This is a genomic window from Mycobacteroides chelonae (assembly GCF_016767715.1).
GTDB classification, from domain to species: Bacteria; Actinomycetota; Actinomycetes; order Mycobacteriales; family Mycobacteriaceae; genus Mycobacterium; species Mycobacterium gwanakae.
This window is the reverse complement of record NZ_CP050145.1, coordinates 998,020-1,012,354: the sequence shown is the minus strand read 5'-3', so window position 1 is coordinate 1,012,354 and position 14,335 is coordinate 998,020. Positions and strand designations below refer to the sequence as shown.

The 14,335-nt window shown below is 60.6% G+C and carries 16 protein-coding genes and 1 pseudogene; 6 read left to right on the top strand and 11 right to left on the bottom strand.

Going from position 1 to position 14,335, the window contains the following annotated elements; translation table 11 throughout:
- Nucleotides 1–12 precede the first annotated feature (12 nt).
- A complete protein-coding gene (locus tag HBA99_RS04970) occupies nucleotides 13–723 on the bottom strand; it encodes a fluoroquinolone export ABC transporter permease subunit (RefSeq protein WP_070951476.1) in 711 nt (236 codons plus the stop codon).
- Nucleotides 720–1,625, bottom strand: coding sequence for an ABC transporter ATP-binding protein (locus tag HBA99_RS04965; protein ID WP_070951477.1), 906 nt, complete (start codon nucleotides 1,623–1,625; stop codon nucleotides 720–722). The genes HBA99_RS04970 and HBA99_RS04965 overlap by 4 nt, the downstream gene beginning before the upstream one ends.
- Before the next feature lie 194 nt (nucleotides 1,626–1,819).
- On the opposite strand from HBA99_RS04965, the pseudogene HBA99_RS24985 reads away from it, so the two are divergent.
- Nucleotides 1,820–2,243: pseudogene (locus HBA99_RS24985) on the top strand (GbsR/MarR family transcriptional regulator).
- A gap of 252 nt (nucleotides 2,244–2,495) precedes the next feature.
- Here HBA99_RS24985 and HBA99_RS04955 read toward each other — a convergent pair.
- From HBA99_RS04955 to HBA99_RS04935, 5 genes are all read right to left on the bottom strand, one after another.
- On the bottom strand, nucleotides 2,496–3,020 hold the full coding sequence (locus HBA99_RS04955; RefSeq protein ID WP_081252210.1) for a redoxin domain-containing protein: 525 nt from the start codon (nucleotides 3,018–3,020) through the stop codon (nucleotides 2,496–2,498).
- Complete coding sequence (locus HBA99_RS04950; protein ID WP_225421994.1) at nucleotides 3,017–3,880, bottom strand: SAM-dependent methyltransferase; 864 nt, start codon at nucleotides 3,878–3,880, stop codon at nucleotides 3,017–3,019. The genes HBA99_RS04955 and HBA99_RS04950 overlap by 4 nt, the downstream gene beginning before the upstream one ends.
- A 428-nt stretch (nucleotides 3,881–4,308) precedes the next feature.
- Nucleotides 4,309–4,584: a hypothetical protein gene (locus HBA99_RS04945; RefSeq protein WP_109394729.1), complete on the bottom strand. Its 276-nt coding sequence runs from the start codon at nucleotides 4,582–4,584 to the stop codon at nucleotides 4,309–4,311.
- Between the two features lie 762 nt (nucleotides 4,585–5,346).
- Nucleotides 5,347–6,252 (bottom strand): alpha/beta hydrolase, encoded by a 906-nt coding sequence (locus HBA99_RS04940; RefSeq protein WP_064393402.1) that lies wholly within the window; start codon nucleotides 6,250–6,252, stop codon nucleotides 5,347–5,349.
- Between the two features lie 74 nt (nucleotides 6,253–6,326).
- Entirely contained in the window at nucleotides 6,327–7,406 is a 1,080-nt protein-coding gene (locus tag HBA99_RS04935; protein WP_232783350.1) for an alpha/beta hydrolase, read from the bottom strand.
- Nucleotides 7,407–7,713: 307 nt separating this feature from the next.
- Between HBA99_RS04935 and HBA99_RS04930 the strand changes: the two genes are divergently transcribed.
- Nucleotides 7,714–8,346: an MmyB family transcriptional regulator gene (locus HBA99_RS04930; protein WP_337251449.1), complete on the top strand. Its 633-nt coding sequence runs from the start codon at nucleotides 7,714–7,716 to the stop codon at nucleotides 8,344–8,346.
- 324 nt (nucleotides 8,347–8,670) lie between these two features.
- Here HBA99_RS04930 and HBA99_RS04920 read toward each other — a convergent pair whose 3' ends face one another.
- From HBA99_RS04920 to HBA99_RS04905, 4 genes are all read right to left on the bottom strand, one after another.
- Nucleotides 8,671–9,156, bottom strand: a complete 486-nt coding sequence (locus HBA99_RS04920; RefSeq protein ID WP_064393399.1) for a nitroreductase family deazaflavin-dependent oxidoreductase — start codon at nucleotides 9,154–9,156, stop codon at nucleotides 8,671–8,673.
- A 61-nt stretch (nucleotides 9,157–9,217) separates the two neighbouring features.
- Nucleotides 9,218–10,642 (bottom strand): alpha/beta hydrolase, encoded by a 1,425-nt coding sequence (locus tag HBA99_RS04915; protein ID WP_064393397.1) that lies wholly within the window; start codon nucleotides 10,640–10,642, stop codon nucleotides 9,218–9,220.
- An 8-nt stretch (nucleotides 10,643–10,650) separates the two neighbouring features.
- Complete coding sequence (locus HBA99_RS04910) at nucleotides 10,651–11,124, bottom strand: MarR family winged helix-turn-helix transcriptional regulator (protein WP_057966291.1); 474 nt, start codon at nucleotides 11,122–11,124, stop codon at nucleotides 10,651–10,653.
- A 225-nt stretch (nucleotides 11,125–11,349) separates the two neighbouring features.
- On the bottom strand, nucleotides 11,350–12,000 hold the full coding sequence (locus tag HBA99_RS04905; protein ID WP_057966290.1) for a hypothetical protein: 651 nt from the start codon (nucleotides 11,998–12,000) through the stop codon (nucleotides 11,350–11,352).
- Between the two features lie 265 nt (nucleotides 12,001–12,265).
- Here HBA99_RS04905 and HBA99_RS04900 point away from each other — a divergent pair, with 265 nt between their 5' ends.
- The 4 genes from HBA99_RS04900 (at nucleotide 12,266) to HBA99_RS04885 (ending at nucleotide 14,327) form a co-directional block, all read left to right on the top strand.
- Complete coding sequence (locus HBA99_RS04900) at nucleotides 12,266–13,129, top strand: SAM-dependent methyltransferase (protein WP_064393395.1); 864 nt, start codon at nucleotides 12,266–12,268, stop codon at nucleotides 13,127–13,129.
- A gap of 181 nt (nucleotides 13,130–13,310) precedes the next feature.
- Nucleotides 13,311–13,715 carry a redoxin domain-containing protein gene (locus HBA99_RS04895; RefSeq protein ID WP_199253007.1) on the top strand — a complete coding sequence of 135 codons (405 nt, stop codon included), beginning with the start codon at nucleotides 13,311–13,313 and terminating at the stop codon, nucleotides 13,713–13,715.
- A gap of 45 nt (nucleotides 13,716–13,760) precedes the next feature.
- Nucleotides 13,761–13,979: a hypothetical protein gene (locus HBA99_RS04890; RefSeq protein WP_030094434.1), complete on the top strand. Its 219-nt coding sequence runs from the start codon at nucleotides 13,761–13,763 to the stop codon at nucleotides 13,977–13,979.
- Between the two features lie 75 nt (nucleotides 13,980–14,054).
- Nucleotides 14,055–14,327, top strand: coding sequence for a hypothetical protein (locus tag HBA99_RS04885; RefSeq protein WP_081347615.1), 273 nt, complete (start codon nucleotides 14,055–14,057; stop codon nucleotides 14,325–14,327).
- Nucleotides 14,328–14,335 lie beyond the last annotated feature (8 nt).

The following is a 14,335-nucleotide window of genomic DNA, read 5'->3' as shown; positions in this document are numbered from 1 at the left end:
TTTTCATGATGACTATTCACCGGGCCGTTCGATGATGTACCGGATAAATGAGCGCCGGGCGAGTATCCACAGGGCTGCGATGCAGACAAGTGGGTAGCTTAGCGCGTATGCCAATTGCCATGGTGTCACTTCTATTTGATGGAAGGCAGCCCCCAGCAACATCAGTGGCCCCTGGGTGGGTATCAGGTAAAGCACAGGGTTGGGCCACAGACCGCTGTAGTGCACCACGGGCGGTATCAGCATGAAAGCCAGCGGTATGACGGTGATCATGAACCAGTCGGTCACCGATGTGAACGGCAGTGAGGTGATGAACCCGGTGAGCAGCATCAGCAGCGTACCCAAGACCACACCGACGCCCATCAGAGCGAGCCGGCAATGCGCGCCGCGCACGAGGGTGGTCACCGCGATCGCCACAGCAAGTGAAATCGAGACCAGTACAACGAGTTTAGCCGCCAGGTATTCGGCGAAGCGAAGCGGTGTGCAGACCAGGGCGCTCAGGGTGCGTTCTTGCTTCTCAAAAAAGACGGTGCCTCCAATGAAGAAGAACCCAATAATCGCGATATCCCCAATCAGGACGTAGGGTTCGGCAACGGGGCGCAGTGAGGCGGGCATCGGAAGTAGCACCGCCAGCCAGATCAAACCGGAGAAGATCCCGGCGTGCAGAAATTTCTGGCGCACCTGCAAGGTGAGCTCTAGCCGCACAGCGCGGGCCAGCCGGCTCATGCGAGCTGCTTTCCGGTGACTTCGGCGAATACGTCGTCCAGGCTGGCCTCGGTGCTGTGGATGGTCTCGATATGGCGGCCGCGTGCGAGCTCGTGGAACTGCGGGTCATCTGCTAGTCCGTCAATCCCGAACTCAACGCTCTGTAGTATCCCGCCGTTGCCGCGGTAGGTGATGCGGACCATGCGACGGCTTCGTGCGACTCTCAGCTCGGTCGGTGTGTCCAGTGCTGCGATGCGGCCATCGGCAACGAATGCCACCCGGTCGCAGAGTTCATCTGCGGTGTTCATGTCGTGTGTGGTCAAGAATATGGTGCGGCCCTGTGCTTTTAAACTCAAGATGATGTCTTTGACGATGCGTGCGTTGACCGGGTCCAGACCCGAGGTCGGCTCGTCCAGGAACAGTAATTCAGGGTCGTTGATGAGAGAGCGGGCGAATGTCAGTCGCATCTGCATTCCTTTGGAGTATTTGCCCACCCGGATGTCGGCGGCATCGGACAGCCCCACCGCCTCGAGCAGCTCCGCCGCCGCGCGGGTCTTGCCTGCATACAAGGAGGCGAAAAACTGCAGGTTCTCGACGCCGGTGAGCTTGTGATAGTGATTAGGCAGCTCGAAGGACACACCGATGCGCTGGTAATACTGCGGCCCCCATTGCTGCGGGTCCTTCCCCCACACCGCCACGTGTCCGCCGTGCCCGCGCAGCAATCCGATCAACAGTTTCTGCGTCGTGGATTTCCCGGCTCCACTGGGCCCGAGGAACCCGAATATCTCCCCGGGCCCCACAGAAAAGTCCATCCCCCGGATCGCGGGCTCTGGACTCTTCGGATACGTGAAGGTGAGCCCACGCACGCAGATCACGTCTGTACCCACCGAACACGCGGCGTCATTGCCTAAAGCGAAAGTCATGAGGCGGTGCATAGCCTTTCAAGAAAGCTGCAGCACACCAGGTTCACCGGGCACTGCAGAAACGGACAACTCCATCTCCGACCAGGCTTCCCGGAACACCATTGAACAGGATACTGAATTTTCAGTAATCGCAGAAGACTTTGGGGTGCGCGATGGCGGAACCTGGCACGGGAATTCCTGCCGGCCCCTAAACGATGGCGCTTGTACTCTCTGACCATGGGCTGCAGCGCATGACCGCCCGCACGCCGCTGCCCTGCTGTTCACTGAGCAGCGCACCATCACCATGGGAGAGCTAGCCGAGCAGCTGCATGCTAGCGTCGGCGCTATCTCCACAGCGCTGCGTATGCTCACCGAAGTGGTTCTGGCAGAACGGGTGCCGTCCCTGGGTAACGCCGCGACCACTTCCGGCTGTGCGAAAACGCCTGGGCGAACCAGTACACCAACCAAAACCATGCCACCGCCGCAGTGCTGACTGTCACACGAGAAGGGCTGGCCGCGACGTCACCCGGCGGGTTGGCACACCACCGGCTGGCCCGGATGCACGCCTTCTATACGTTCCTCATGGACCAATTCCCGACCCCGCTTGAGCGCTGGCACGAACAGAACCCACCGTCGTAGCGAAACATTGTTCAGCGCAACATAATTCATGACGGATTCAGACACTTTTTCGACTCCGCCGTGGTGCTGGCCACCGGATGGTCGAGATGTCGGCTGTACTGAGCCCGGTGGTGCTCAGCTCATCGCTGCGGGCCGCGGGCCGCGATGATCGTGCCGGGGATGCTGCGGGCACGGTTGGCGCCAGTGGGGCCGTAAGCCGGACGCCATGGTTGGCCCCATCCAGCAATCGTGGATGGTATCTGGCTTGGCGGCTTAGTCGTTGGCGAGGCGTTCGAGGTGGGTTCGCAGGTCGTGTTGACTTAGCGGCTTTTTGGCGGTGGTGACCTGGCCGTGTGCGGTGATGAACACGTAGGCGGGTCGGGTCGTGATCCCGAATCTCATTGCGATGGCTGCGTCCGGATCGACGATCTGGGTGAAGGCCATTTGGTGTTGCCCGTCGAATTCGGTGACCGGTCGCGGACGAGTCCGAGCGATCCCGACAAAGGCGATGTCGCTGTTGCGGGCTGCAGCGGCTTGCAGGAGTGCAGCCTGCTGCCCGGCCTCTGGCTGCTGCGGCGCCCAAAACCATAAGACCGCGGGCTTGCCGTACAGGCTGGCGCCGGCCAATGGAGTCCCGTCGAGTGTGCGCGCGGTGAAGTCCAGTTGCCACGGAACACTCGGTTCGGCAATGACTGTCGATCGTTGCGCGTCGCGATCATTGACTTGGTGTTGGTTGCGGCTACAACTGCACGCACCGATTGCTATGGTCAGTAGCGCGGCGAGGATGGTGCATTTCATCGGCGTGCAGCCAGAGAGCGTTCGATAGGTGATATGTCCATGGCCCGCCCGCACGGTCGCACGTAGAGGTGGCTGTATTCATCGCTACCGGCTTGGCCGTATTCCTGCCATCCGTATTCGGCGAAGAATCCCACAGTCTGTTCGGGCTCAAGGCCGAACCGCCACAGTTGTTTGGCCACGACGAGTTCGTGATGGCCCGCCTCGGCTCCATACATCTCGTGTCCGTCCAGAAAGTCCTTGCGCACGTAGGTCAGTGCGAGATGACTGCCGGGCCCGGGGTCGCACAGATGACTCAGTGTTTGCCGCACCGCCCACTCGGTCAGGTACTGGGTCACTGCCTCCCAGATGATGAACGTGCGCATGCCAGGCTCGAACCCGTCGCGGCGCAAGGCATCAGCCAGATCGTCGGTTTCAAAGTCCACAGCGGTGAGCCGGATATTGTCTGGTGGGCTGCCGAAACAGCGTTGCAGCGCCTTGCTTTTGGCGGCAATGTTGTCAGGTAAGTCGACCTCCCAGACTGGGATATGTGCCAGTTGCGGCAGGCGGCAGGCGCGGCTGTCAAAGCCTGCGCCCAGGATCAGGACCGCGTCGATGCCCTCGTCGAAGGCAGCCAGCAGTCGGTCGTCAATATAGCGTTTACGGCACGCTATAGCAGCCCAGATACCGGGGATCTTCTTTTCAGCTGCGGCGATTATGGCGCCGCGCAGCGGCGCCCAGCGGGTGCTCGCGGCGGCCAACCGCACGGCGGGGGGTAAGAGCCTGGCGGCCCATGGGTCGACAAGTAGTGGCAGGGTTTCGTGCTGTTCTGCTGCCACGATGACCATCGGGCCTATCGCGGTCCCGGCTGCCGCAGAACGCACTGCAGGCACCTCATTTCTGGTAGGCAAATACGATCGCCGACCAGACTTCCCGGCACACCGGGTTTTACCTTAGCCGATCCGGCCACTGCTGGGTTGCTATCGGCAGCGTCGACCGCTTACCACCATTGCTGGAATCAGGGTTGGGGCGGCTAGTCGATGCCGTACACGCCGGAAGCGCGTGGGCGAGTTCGTGAGCGGTCCAGATTTTGGTGCCGATTATGTTGGAGTGTAAGAGAAGCAGACTTCGAAGCATTTGGTCTGAGGGGATGACTCCCGGCTGGACCAATAGGCGGTCCGCAAGGCGCCATAGCGTGCCGTGAAGATCTCTCGATCGTGAGGAATCGGCGGCATATTCGTTGTCGAGCTAGGGCAAATGCGTTTAAGTCGGCACACTAACGCTGTCGATACGTGTGTGCATGTGTCTGTCGTTAGCACGCCAGCGTCACGTAGGCGATCTTGTGGCTGACGGTGGGTAGCGAGGTGGGCTGATTGCGCATGTTCCGCCCCGGCTGCACATTCGTCACAGCCGACTGCTGAGATACCGACTGCACGGTGCACTGGGACGGATGGTCGGATCCGACCCTGGTGACAATCACCCGATATCCATTTGCCTTGAGGCTGTTGATGATCCCCTCGGGGTCTTCGATAGGCCCGGCGCGGGCAGTAGATCCTGGCGCCAACACCACCGCTAGCGTGATCGCCATTGCTAAGGTTGCCGGTAAGACTCTTTTCATGGTCGGTGCTCTTTCTGTCTGGTCAAATACCAATGAGCGTGAACACAGTCGGCGTCGATGCGGTGGATTCCGCTCAGAGCTACCCGGTATGCCACTGAAGACCGATGCGAACTCGCGCCACGATATGTTGACCGGCACGACCCAGGCTTGAAGCCGGTGTTCGCTAGGGCCACACGGGGGTACGGCAGGCACAGACATGGTTCCTGCACCCGCATCGACTGTCGCTAGCGATGCTCTCACGGTCAGTTACTCCCTCGAAATGAGGCGCTGCTCATTCCGAAAAGATGATTACAGCCTACCGACCCATGACTGCCCGCGCATCAAGCTGCTTCAGCACGTCGAGCTGGCGGCAGCATCAGTGTCCACGCCTGCGATGGCTGCAGGTTCCGGACATCGTGGTGGTGCAACTGTTCCCGCTGCTGCTCAACGCGATAGCGTTGACGGGCGGTTCGACATCGGTTGCCGGTCAAGCGATCAGTCCCCCTCTACCTGACCCCTCCTGCGCGACCGATCACGCGCGTGCTGCCGGATCAAACCGAACTGCCTCACGCGTCGGGCTCCCCGCTACGGCGGCAGGCCCGGTGGTGTGCATCAAGGTCTACGCACCGGCTATGCGCGCAGCGACCAGGATCACCTGGAAGACGGACAAGTGCCGTATGCAGTGCCTTCCAACGGATTTGCGAACTACGTGCGCGCACATTGCGGTCCTACGCACAGGCGCGAGCTACACGCTTATTTGTCGATGTGACTGTCGAACCACTCCAGCAGTAGTTCTGGATGGTCGTTGAAATAGGTGTAGCCATCGAAGCGGTTAGTGGTGCCCTCGATCCAGAACAGCTTCTTATCAGCGGCGGCAACATTGTCGTGCATCGCCTGAACGTCAGACGGGTACGTCATGGCATCGTCGTGAACCTGGACTAACAATGTCGGCAGAAAGACCGATTTCGCAGCGTCAATCGGCGACAACTGATTCAGGCTAAAGCCCGTTTTTTCCAACATTCTGCTTGCGGCAAGACTGCGCGCCGCTTCCTTGTCGATACCTAAGTTTTCAGCTGCGCGTTCCAGCATCGCCCCGAGAGAGGCAGGCTGGAGGCCAAGGAGTGCCTTGACGTGCTGAAACTCTTCAGGATGTTTGTCGATGGCATGAAATGTGGAATTGCATCCGTAGCAGATGCTGAACAGCCCGGTTTTCATATGCGCCGTATCGTCTCTTGATTTAGCGTAGCGCAATGAGCCGATGACATCCCGATACTCGAATTGACCGCCGCCGGCCCGCCCGTCATTAGCGGTACCGCTCTGACCCATGTTCCGTAGATCATAGGCCAGGATGTTGTAACCGGCGTCGTGCAGCGTCTTATGCTGCTGAACATAGTTGACTTCGAATCCAACAAGGTCATTCGGGATCTTGTGCCCCGGGTACCCATAACGATTGCCGTTTAGAAAGTGGTTCATGATGATGAGACGGTCAGAATCCGCCGGAATGAACCAGCCTTTGATTTCGGTCCCGTCCGTGGCGGGAAACGTGACATCCTCATAGGCCATCCCGTACTCGTCAGGCGTCCGGAGAATATCGGTCCGTGCAGGTCTGGCGAAAAAATCTACGAACTGACGGTATGTCTCGCCTTGTTCATCAGGCATCTGATCGGTTTATGTCATATTCGGGGTCCTCTGCTTCTGATCATTCTGATAATCCTCCGCCGGGGGTGTCAGGCTTATGCAGCGAGATGTTTCTGGAAGAACGGAACAGCCTCAGCGATAGCGATATCGACGTACTTGGGCACGTCATAGAAGTCCATGTGGGTAGCACCATCGACGATCACCAGCTTCTTGTCGCTGCGTGCCCGCGAATGCAACTCGGTGCTGTTCCACAACGAACCTGCTTTGCTCCCAGCGACTATCAGGATCGGCTGGGTAAGCAAGACCTCGACTAGATAGAAGGCATCGAACCCGACGATTTTCGACAGGCTCCTTGACAGCGGGTACCGATTCGTAACGTTCGGGTGCGTCCCGCGCGGCGTCAGGTAATAGTCATTAGCCTGCACCAGGTCAGGCAGGGTGTTCTCGTCGATCTCCTCCGGAAAGAACGGGGCGAAGGTCACTTCGGCGCCCGCTACCTCGGCGGTACGGTACTGCGCCGCTGCCTCCAGAGTGGGCAGCACATCGGAATCCACTCCAGTGCCGTACCAACCGCGGCGCCACGACGTGCCGATATTAGCCCCGCTGACCATACCCACTGCTTTGATGCGGTGATCGGTCATGGTGGCGTTGACGGCGTACCCGCCACCGGCACAGATTCCCCACGCACCAATCCGGTCGGCATCGACGTAGTCCAGGGACTGCAGGTAGTCCACCCCGGCCCGGGCGTCCTCGACGCGGGCACCCGGGTCCTCCAAGGAGCGGGGCTCGCCGCTGCTGTCACCCTGGTAGGACGCGTCCGCGGCCAGCGCGACAAAGCCGTGCTCAGCTAGTCTCTCGGCGTACAAGCTCGCAGTCTGATCTTTGACCCCACCGCCGGGATGCACAATAACCACCGCCGCATAGCTGCCTTGCGGATCGAGGTCACTTGGCACAAACAGGTTGGCCGCCATAGTGATGGGACCATTGCGGAACGTGACCGCACTCTTGACCGATGTCAATGGATTCTCCTTTATACGAGTGGTCGATTGTTCTTCTGTGTCATCGTTGGCCTGGAGAAGTTCATGATCTGGTGTCTGCGCGCCAGTGCGCGTTGCCATCAGGGTCGCCTCGGCATGCAACGTCTTGCTGGTGGGGCTGCCTACCGTTTCACGCATCCCACCCACGCGGGCACCAGCATCTGCCAGACAGCGGGGTTACAACAGGGGAGAAATTCTGCCTAGGCAAAAAGCGCCCAGGCGATGCCAGAATGCGGTATGACGGAAGACCCACGATGGGGTGAGCTCGGCAAGTTCCTACGGGCGCGCCGTGCCGGCCTGAGCCCATCGATGGTCGGGCTACCGGAGTCCACCAACGCGCGGCGCGTGCCCGGGTTACGGCGCGAAGAGGTCGCCGACTTAGCAGCGATCAGCGCTGATTACTTACCGGAGGCTGGAACAAGGCAGGCTGGCCGCATCACAGTCGGTGCTCGCCGCACTGGCCCAGGCGCTGCACCTCAACGATGACGAACGCGCATACCTCCATGACCTGGCCGGTAACCCGCCACCGCGACCGCGACGCAGGGCAACCCAGAAGGTCCGCCCACAACTGCAGTGGCTCTTGGATCAGTTGACCCAAAACCCTGCATTTGTTGTGGGACGGTTCATGGACGTTCTGGCCTGGAACGCAACAGCAGCCGCGCTGTACACCGACTTCTCGCAGATCCCCCCTGCACGCCGCAATCTCGTACTACTCGCCTTCCTCGATCCGTCAATACGGGCAATGTTCGCCGACTGGGACAGTGTCGTGAACACGTGCGTAGGGTTTCTGCGAATGGACGCGGCCCAATATCCGCACGATCCGCGCCTGGCCGAGCTAGTAGGCGAGCTTTCCGTAAATGATCTCGACTTCCGAAAATGGTGGGCTGCCCATGACGTCGCCCGCCGCACGAGTGGGCTGAAGAACCTATCCCATCCAGTCGTCGGCGACCTCACCCTCGATTGGGAAACCTTCACCTGCGCAACTGATCCCAACCAACAGCTCGTCATCATGACACCCGAACCCGGCAGCCCATCGCAAGAACGCCTACAAGCACTGATCACCCATGTGAGCCGATAGTTCAGCCGCTCACCCCTGGTCGCCCGCACCGTGGGCACACTGCAACTGATCTTCGACAACGTCCACGCCAGGAGCCACTCGTAAACGAAACCAGCACAATGTTCTTGGATTGAACACTGCATTCGACACCCGTAGACCTAACCTCCGATATCGGATACAGCGACCGTTTCGACCCGGCTATCGACGGGCTGGTGTTTCACTGCCTGCCCCATGATCTGACAGCTAGCTACATTCATTGTTTGGCGCTTGCGCAACTACTGGCCTGGCTAGTCTCTGCACATCGCAGCTAACTAGCTTAGGTCGTGCCAGGCAGTTGTTCCACAGCTAGTCAGGTCGGGGAACGAACCGCACGAACGGCATCTTTTGCCCAGCCTCCCGGAAGTCTGCCTCCGAGCCGTCAACAGATATTCCTAGGACGCGCGGCAGCATGTATTGGGCTGCGCGGCGGTGTTTGGCTGCGTAACGCACGAATACCTCACCGCTTTCGTCTTTACTGAGAGGAAGGGCCATCACGGGAAGTACCCGGGTGCCTACCTGGATGCTCACCTCGGGTGCGGCCAGGATGTTCTGATACCAAGCAGCTTTAGCGCCCCAGCCCGAAGCCACGACGTAGCTGTCGTGATCGGAGTCGCGTTCAGCGACTTCCAGCACGGTGCGCCTGGGCTTGCCACTGATACGCCCGGTGTGGTTGAGCAGCAGCAGCCGCTGCCCAAATATCCATCCGAGTTTCAACCGATAAAGGTAGATCGGCATCCGGAAGACAGCGCGAGTCAGGCCCGAAGGCAGCGAAACATTTTTGACGATCTGCATGGCGGCTCCTCGTTCGTTAGAGACGAAGCTTGTGATGTGTTGAATAGCGTTGTGTGCTGGTCTATCTCCAACCGTGTGGGTCGATGGGGGCTGAGGCTTGCGCGGTGACAGTAGATTCGGGTGCTAGACCGGGCAGGGCGATCCGTAGTACCCGGGGAGTGCCGAGCCTGCCCGCCAACCATGGAAAGGCTGCATCGAACGCCTGCGCGGCAAAAGGCCAGTCGTGTCGGCCCGGTCGGGTTGACACGGCACAGCGGATGCCGTGGCTACTGGCTTGCTGGCACAACGAATTGGCGGCAACATCCTGGCCCTCGAGGTTCGCGACGCCGTCGTGCGGGCTGTCGCTTACCGACCCGATCCCTGTGGCGGTGAGCAGTCGGCGCCCCGCCCCTCCGGGAATGTCAAACCAGCCTGCCACCGCGTGATAGCGCCCGTGGCGGCTGATGACGGTGGCCGGATCGAATCGCGACCATTCCTGGCTGTCACCGCCGAACAGCGCTGCGATGCTGTGGGCTTTGTCGCCGGTGTTCGGGCTTGCGTCCCCGGCGATATCGACAAACGCGGTGAAAGTTTCGGGGTGCATCACGGTCAGATCCAGCGCGCAAGTACCACCCATCGACCAGCCGGCAACACCCCAGTTATGTCGATCCGCGCTGGTGCGGAAGTTCGACACGATGTAGGGCACGACCTCGTTCACGAGATGATCGGCCGCGTTGCCGCGGCTGCCGTTGACGCACTCGGTGTCGTTGTTGAACGCCCCGGTGGCATCGGCGAACACCAGGACGGGGGCATTTCCACCATGCCGGGCAGCGAAATCATCTGCAGTTTGGGCAGCATGGCCCGCCCACACCCAGTCCGCGGGGCTGTTCAAGGCCGAGCCGATCATCAGGACAACAGGAAGGTGCGGTGCCGGGTCGTGGCCAAACCATGCCGGCGGCAGGTACACCAGCTCGGTGCGATGGCTAAAACCGGACGCGCCAACAGGAATCGTGACTGGTGTGATAACACCGGAAGCTGGCTGCACCCCTGCCAGTTGCATGGCCAATACCGTGCCGCGGTCGACCTGACCTGGAACCGGGGACAGCGTGAGTCGGCTCCACGCCGCATGCACCGTGGGCAGGTATCCGATCCACGCATTCACCGACAGGCCCGCAGACACAACACACAGTGGTATCGCCACGACCGCCAGTGCGCGCCGCCACCACACCCCACGCCAGCAGGCCGCGAGCACCGACACCAGGCCTGCGCCAGCGATCCATAACCACAGTTGCAGCGGTGCCGGGTCGCCGGCAACACCTATCGACCCGAGATACCAATACGCCGTCGCAGCCAGCATCACACCGACCACAGCACCCCAGAGCATGGCTGCGCCCCTGCGTTGCGTGCGGCTTGCTAGCACTGCGAAAAGCACTGCTGCCGTGAATAGTTGGGCCAGCACAGGCAGCCATCCATGAAGAAGTGAGAGCTGCCCAATGAAGTGACGCATCGAGGCACCTACAGGCCAGCAGAAGCGGAGGGCTCGCCGCCAGCAGCGGTGAACGCACTCAACGCCCGCACCAAGCCGCGACGCTCCCGCGGCGCCATCTTGCCGGCAATCTCAGCGATGACAGCCCGTCGGCGCGCCGTGACCTCCTGAACCACGCCTTCGCCGTGAGCGGTCAACTCGACCACCAATTCTCGGCGTGAGCGCGGGTGCGGCCGTCGATCGATCATTCCAACGTTGACCAAACGATCGACCATCCGGCCCGTCGTAGACGGCTGAACCCCTAACAACTGAGCCAAGGCGGCCAAGTTGATCGGGCCCTCATTGGACAAGATCACCAAAGTGCGAAATTGCGGAAACGTGATCGTCTCATCTACCTCCGCGATCGATCGCGCAGAGATCGCCAACAGCAGCCGCGAGGCGACCAGCAGCGAATCTGTAAGGGCATCAAGCGATTCCGCTAGATCTGCCTCGTCAACAGTCACACCGTCTCCCTTTCAGGGCAGCCCATCAACACCCAGCCGAGCAATACAATACCGCACGGTAACTATTGCATAGTGCTAGTGTATGCCTCTGGCCGCGCGCTGACGCGACGTATGGATGCGTGGCCGGTACAGGGCGCTGGCGGGTATTACCTGGTGCGACGGAGAGGCCCGCCAGCGCCCCCGGCCGGTTTCGCGCCTTGTGCACGGGCCGTCAAGGTGTCGGCGTCAGGCCGAGTGGCTGATGATGCCGGGAAAAGGCAGATCCCGCAGGATCGGGTCATCGGGGAAGCAGATCGATGCCACAGACACCGTCGGTTGTGGGGCTCCGGCATCAGCGGCGATATGGAGGCGATAGCCCGCCGTGTCCGCCGACCACCCCGCGGCGCTTGGGTCCTCGTTGACCTGCGCACCCCAGCTGCGCCACAGGGCCTGCGTTCTGGAGGCAATTTGGTTCGCTTGCATCTGCGGCGATGTCATGACCGCCATGGAGACCTCGAAGCGCACCGCCGGGCTAGCGGCGTTGGCGCCCACACAGGCCGTAGTGCGGCCGCCCACCGGCATGGCGCCGCCATCGAGATAGCTCCCGATCGGTAGCGCGTTGACTGTCTTCTCCAGGTAATCGACCACTGCCTTCTGAACCTGCGGCCGACTGGCTGCGAGCTGCGTCACCGAATGGTGCTCTTTGTCAACGGTATTGGTTGTCAGGCCGCTGAGGGGAGCGGATTGGGATGAACATGCGGTCGCCCCGGCAAGCACGCCGACCGCGGCGAGGCGGCACTGTCGCTGCAGGAAGGCCGAGATCTGCCGCGCAAATATGTGGGCTGCGGGAGCGGGCGAATGCGACAAGCCTGCGCCTCCGAATTCATCGATACCCACGCGGTTTCACTCAGTCCGCCCAGGCCAGCACTGATTTCACTAAAGATAACCTACAAAAAGTATTGCATACTGCTACCGTATCTGGCGGCTGCATTCACGGCGCAGCGGCCAGAACCGAGTGCTGATGGTGACGCCAGATGCGATAGGGACACATCGCCTGCGTTGCTCTGATCTGGGTGAGCGCTGCCGTGTGAGGAATGCGGTGGTGTGCCGGGAAGCCTGGTCGGCGTTATTGAGTCGACCGATCAGAGAGCTGAGGGCGCCTATGAGTTCGGCGGTGGGATACGGCGTCTACGGTTCTGCCTCGGTCCTGGCCACCGAGCAGTACGAGAGCTCACCGCTGATCATCGACCCGTACGCGATTCGTCTGCTGCCTCCCGCGTTACATCTGAAAGCTCTGGCCACACGCCGGGCACCGGTGCGGCGGGCGATGATTGCCGCAACGGAGAAGAAGATCTGCGGCGGGTGGGCTGGCGTGCTATGCCGCAAGCGGTACATCGATGAGCAGCTCATCGAGGCCCTTGCCGACGGACTTGATGCGGTGATCATCCTGGGCGGCGGGTTCGATACGCGTTTGTACCGGATACCGCAGTTGACCGGTGTCCCGGTCTGGGAGGTCGATCTGCCAGCCAACAGCATCCGTAAGCAGCAGGTGGCGGCGCGTCGTTTCGGATACATCCCCCGACATGCGACATATGTTGCTGCCGACCTAGCAACCGAGAACATGACGAAATGTCTGTCGGACAGTGGATTTGACCTGGATATGCGCGCGTTTGTGATCTGGGAAGCCGTGTCGATGTATCTGACTGAAGCTACTGTGCGACGCACGCTGCGGCACATGCTCGCGTTGGCACCGGGGAGCCGCTTAGCGTTCACCTTCCTGCGTAAAGCATTTGTGGACGGGTTCGCCATGTACGGTGCGCGCGCTGGATACGACGAATTTGTGACACAACAACAGTTGTGGCACTTCGGTCTACATCCAGAACAAGTCGCAGAGTTTCTCGCCGAGTACGACTGGGATCTGCTTCTACATGTGGGCGCAGCAGAATATTTGCAGCGCTACCTGCGACCTGCGCACCGCGACCTACCTGTTTCAGAGATCGAACGGGCGGTGATTGCCCAACGCTAGCTCATCGCACGATAAGTCTAGAACTAGCTAGGAAAGCTGAATCACCTTGAAAAACAGCGCAATAACTCTCGTCGCCATCGTAATTCTCGCAACCGGATGCTCGCCTGCCCGCACACTGTTTACGTCCCAGCAGCTGCCCGCGGCTAACCCGCACGCATCAACACTGACCGCAGAGCCGCTGGTGCCCTGGCAGCTGCAGTTCATCGCCCAATCACTGGACGGAGGCGGGTTTTCCGGAGAAGACTTGTGGGGCAAGCCGACCGTGTTGTGGTTCTGGGAACCTTCCTGCGCCGCGTGTAAGTCACAGGCCACGATCGTGCGAGCCGCGGCCGCCAAGCATCCAGGCATCACCTTCGTCGGGGTCGGAATCAAAGCCAGTGCTACAGATCTGCGGGCGTTTATACGCAATCACCCCATGGAGTTCACACAGGTCATCGACACCAGCACGAACATATCGAGCCGCTTCGGTATCACCCAGTCACCTGCATACGCCTTCATCACCGAAGGCGGCGTCATAAACACCGCCAAAAAACCATTGTCACAGCACGATTTAACAAAACAAGTCAACAAGCTCAACGACGCTTGACCCACCGCCGGAGTCCATCCGTTCACCTATACGAAAGGCCACCTCATGCCCGCTAAACAAAGCACCCCCAACCCAGAGACAGCGCCGAACTCCGCCCCGGGCCGAGCCCTTGCCGGCATACTCGAAGGTAGCGCTGTCGGCATAGAAGGGCGCCGCGCCTACCTCAGTCCCCAGCAGATGAGTCCTGAAGATATCGCCGCGATTCGGCACGGCATAGCCGCGCTAGATGCCGAGCTGTGGGCGCTCAAGCGAATGTTCCGCTAGCAGGTAAACACCCACGACAACACGCGAAATGAAATCCCGCTCCGGATCAACGCGAGCACATGTAACGAACACCCGATGATCGAGGATCGTTCTGCCGCACAGGCGCACGTGCTACTGACTTCGCTCTACGAGCATGTCAACGAGGTATCTCAATCGATCGTCGAGACTGAGCGCCGGAATGCTCCCGTCAGGCCCACCGCAGCCAGACATCGACGCCGTCATCTCATAGCGTTGCGAAAAGACCTGTACGAAGCGCACCGGCTCATCGACGAGCTACACCGCGAGTTTCCTAGCGCTCGGGACATCCCCTGGCCCACGGCCAATGCCCCAGAAGTACCCCGCCAGTAGGCGTCACG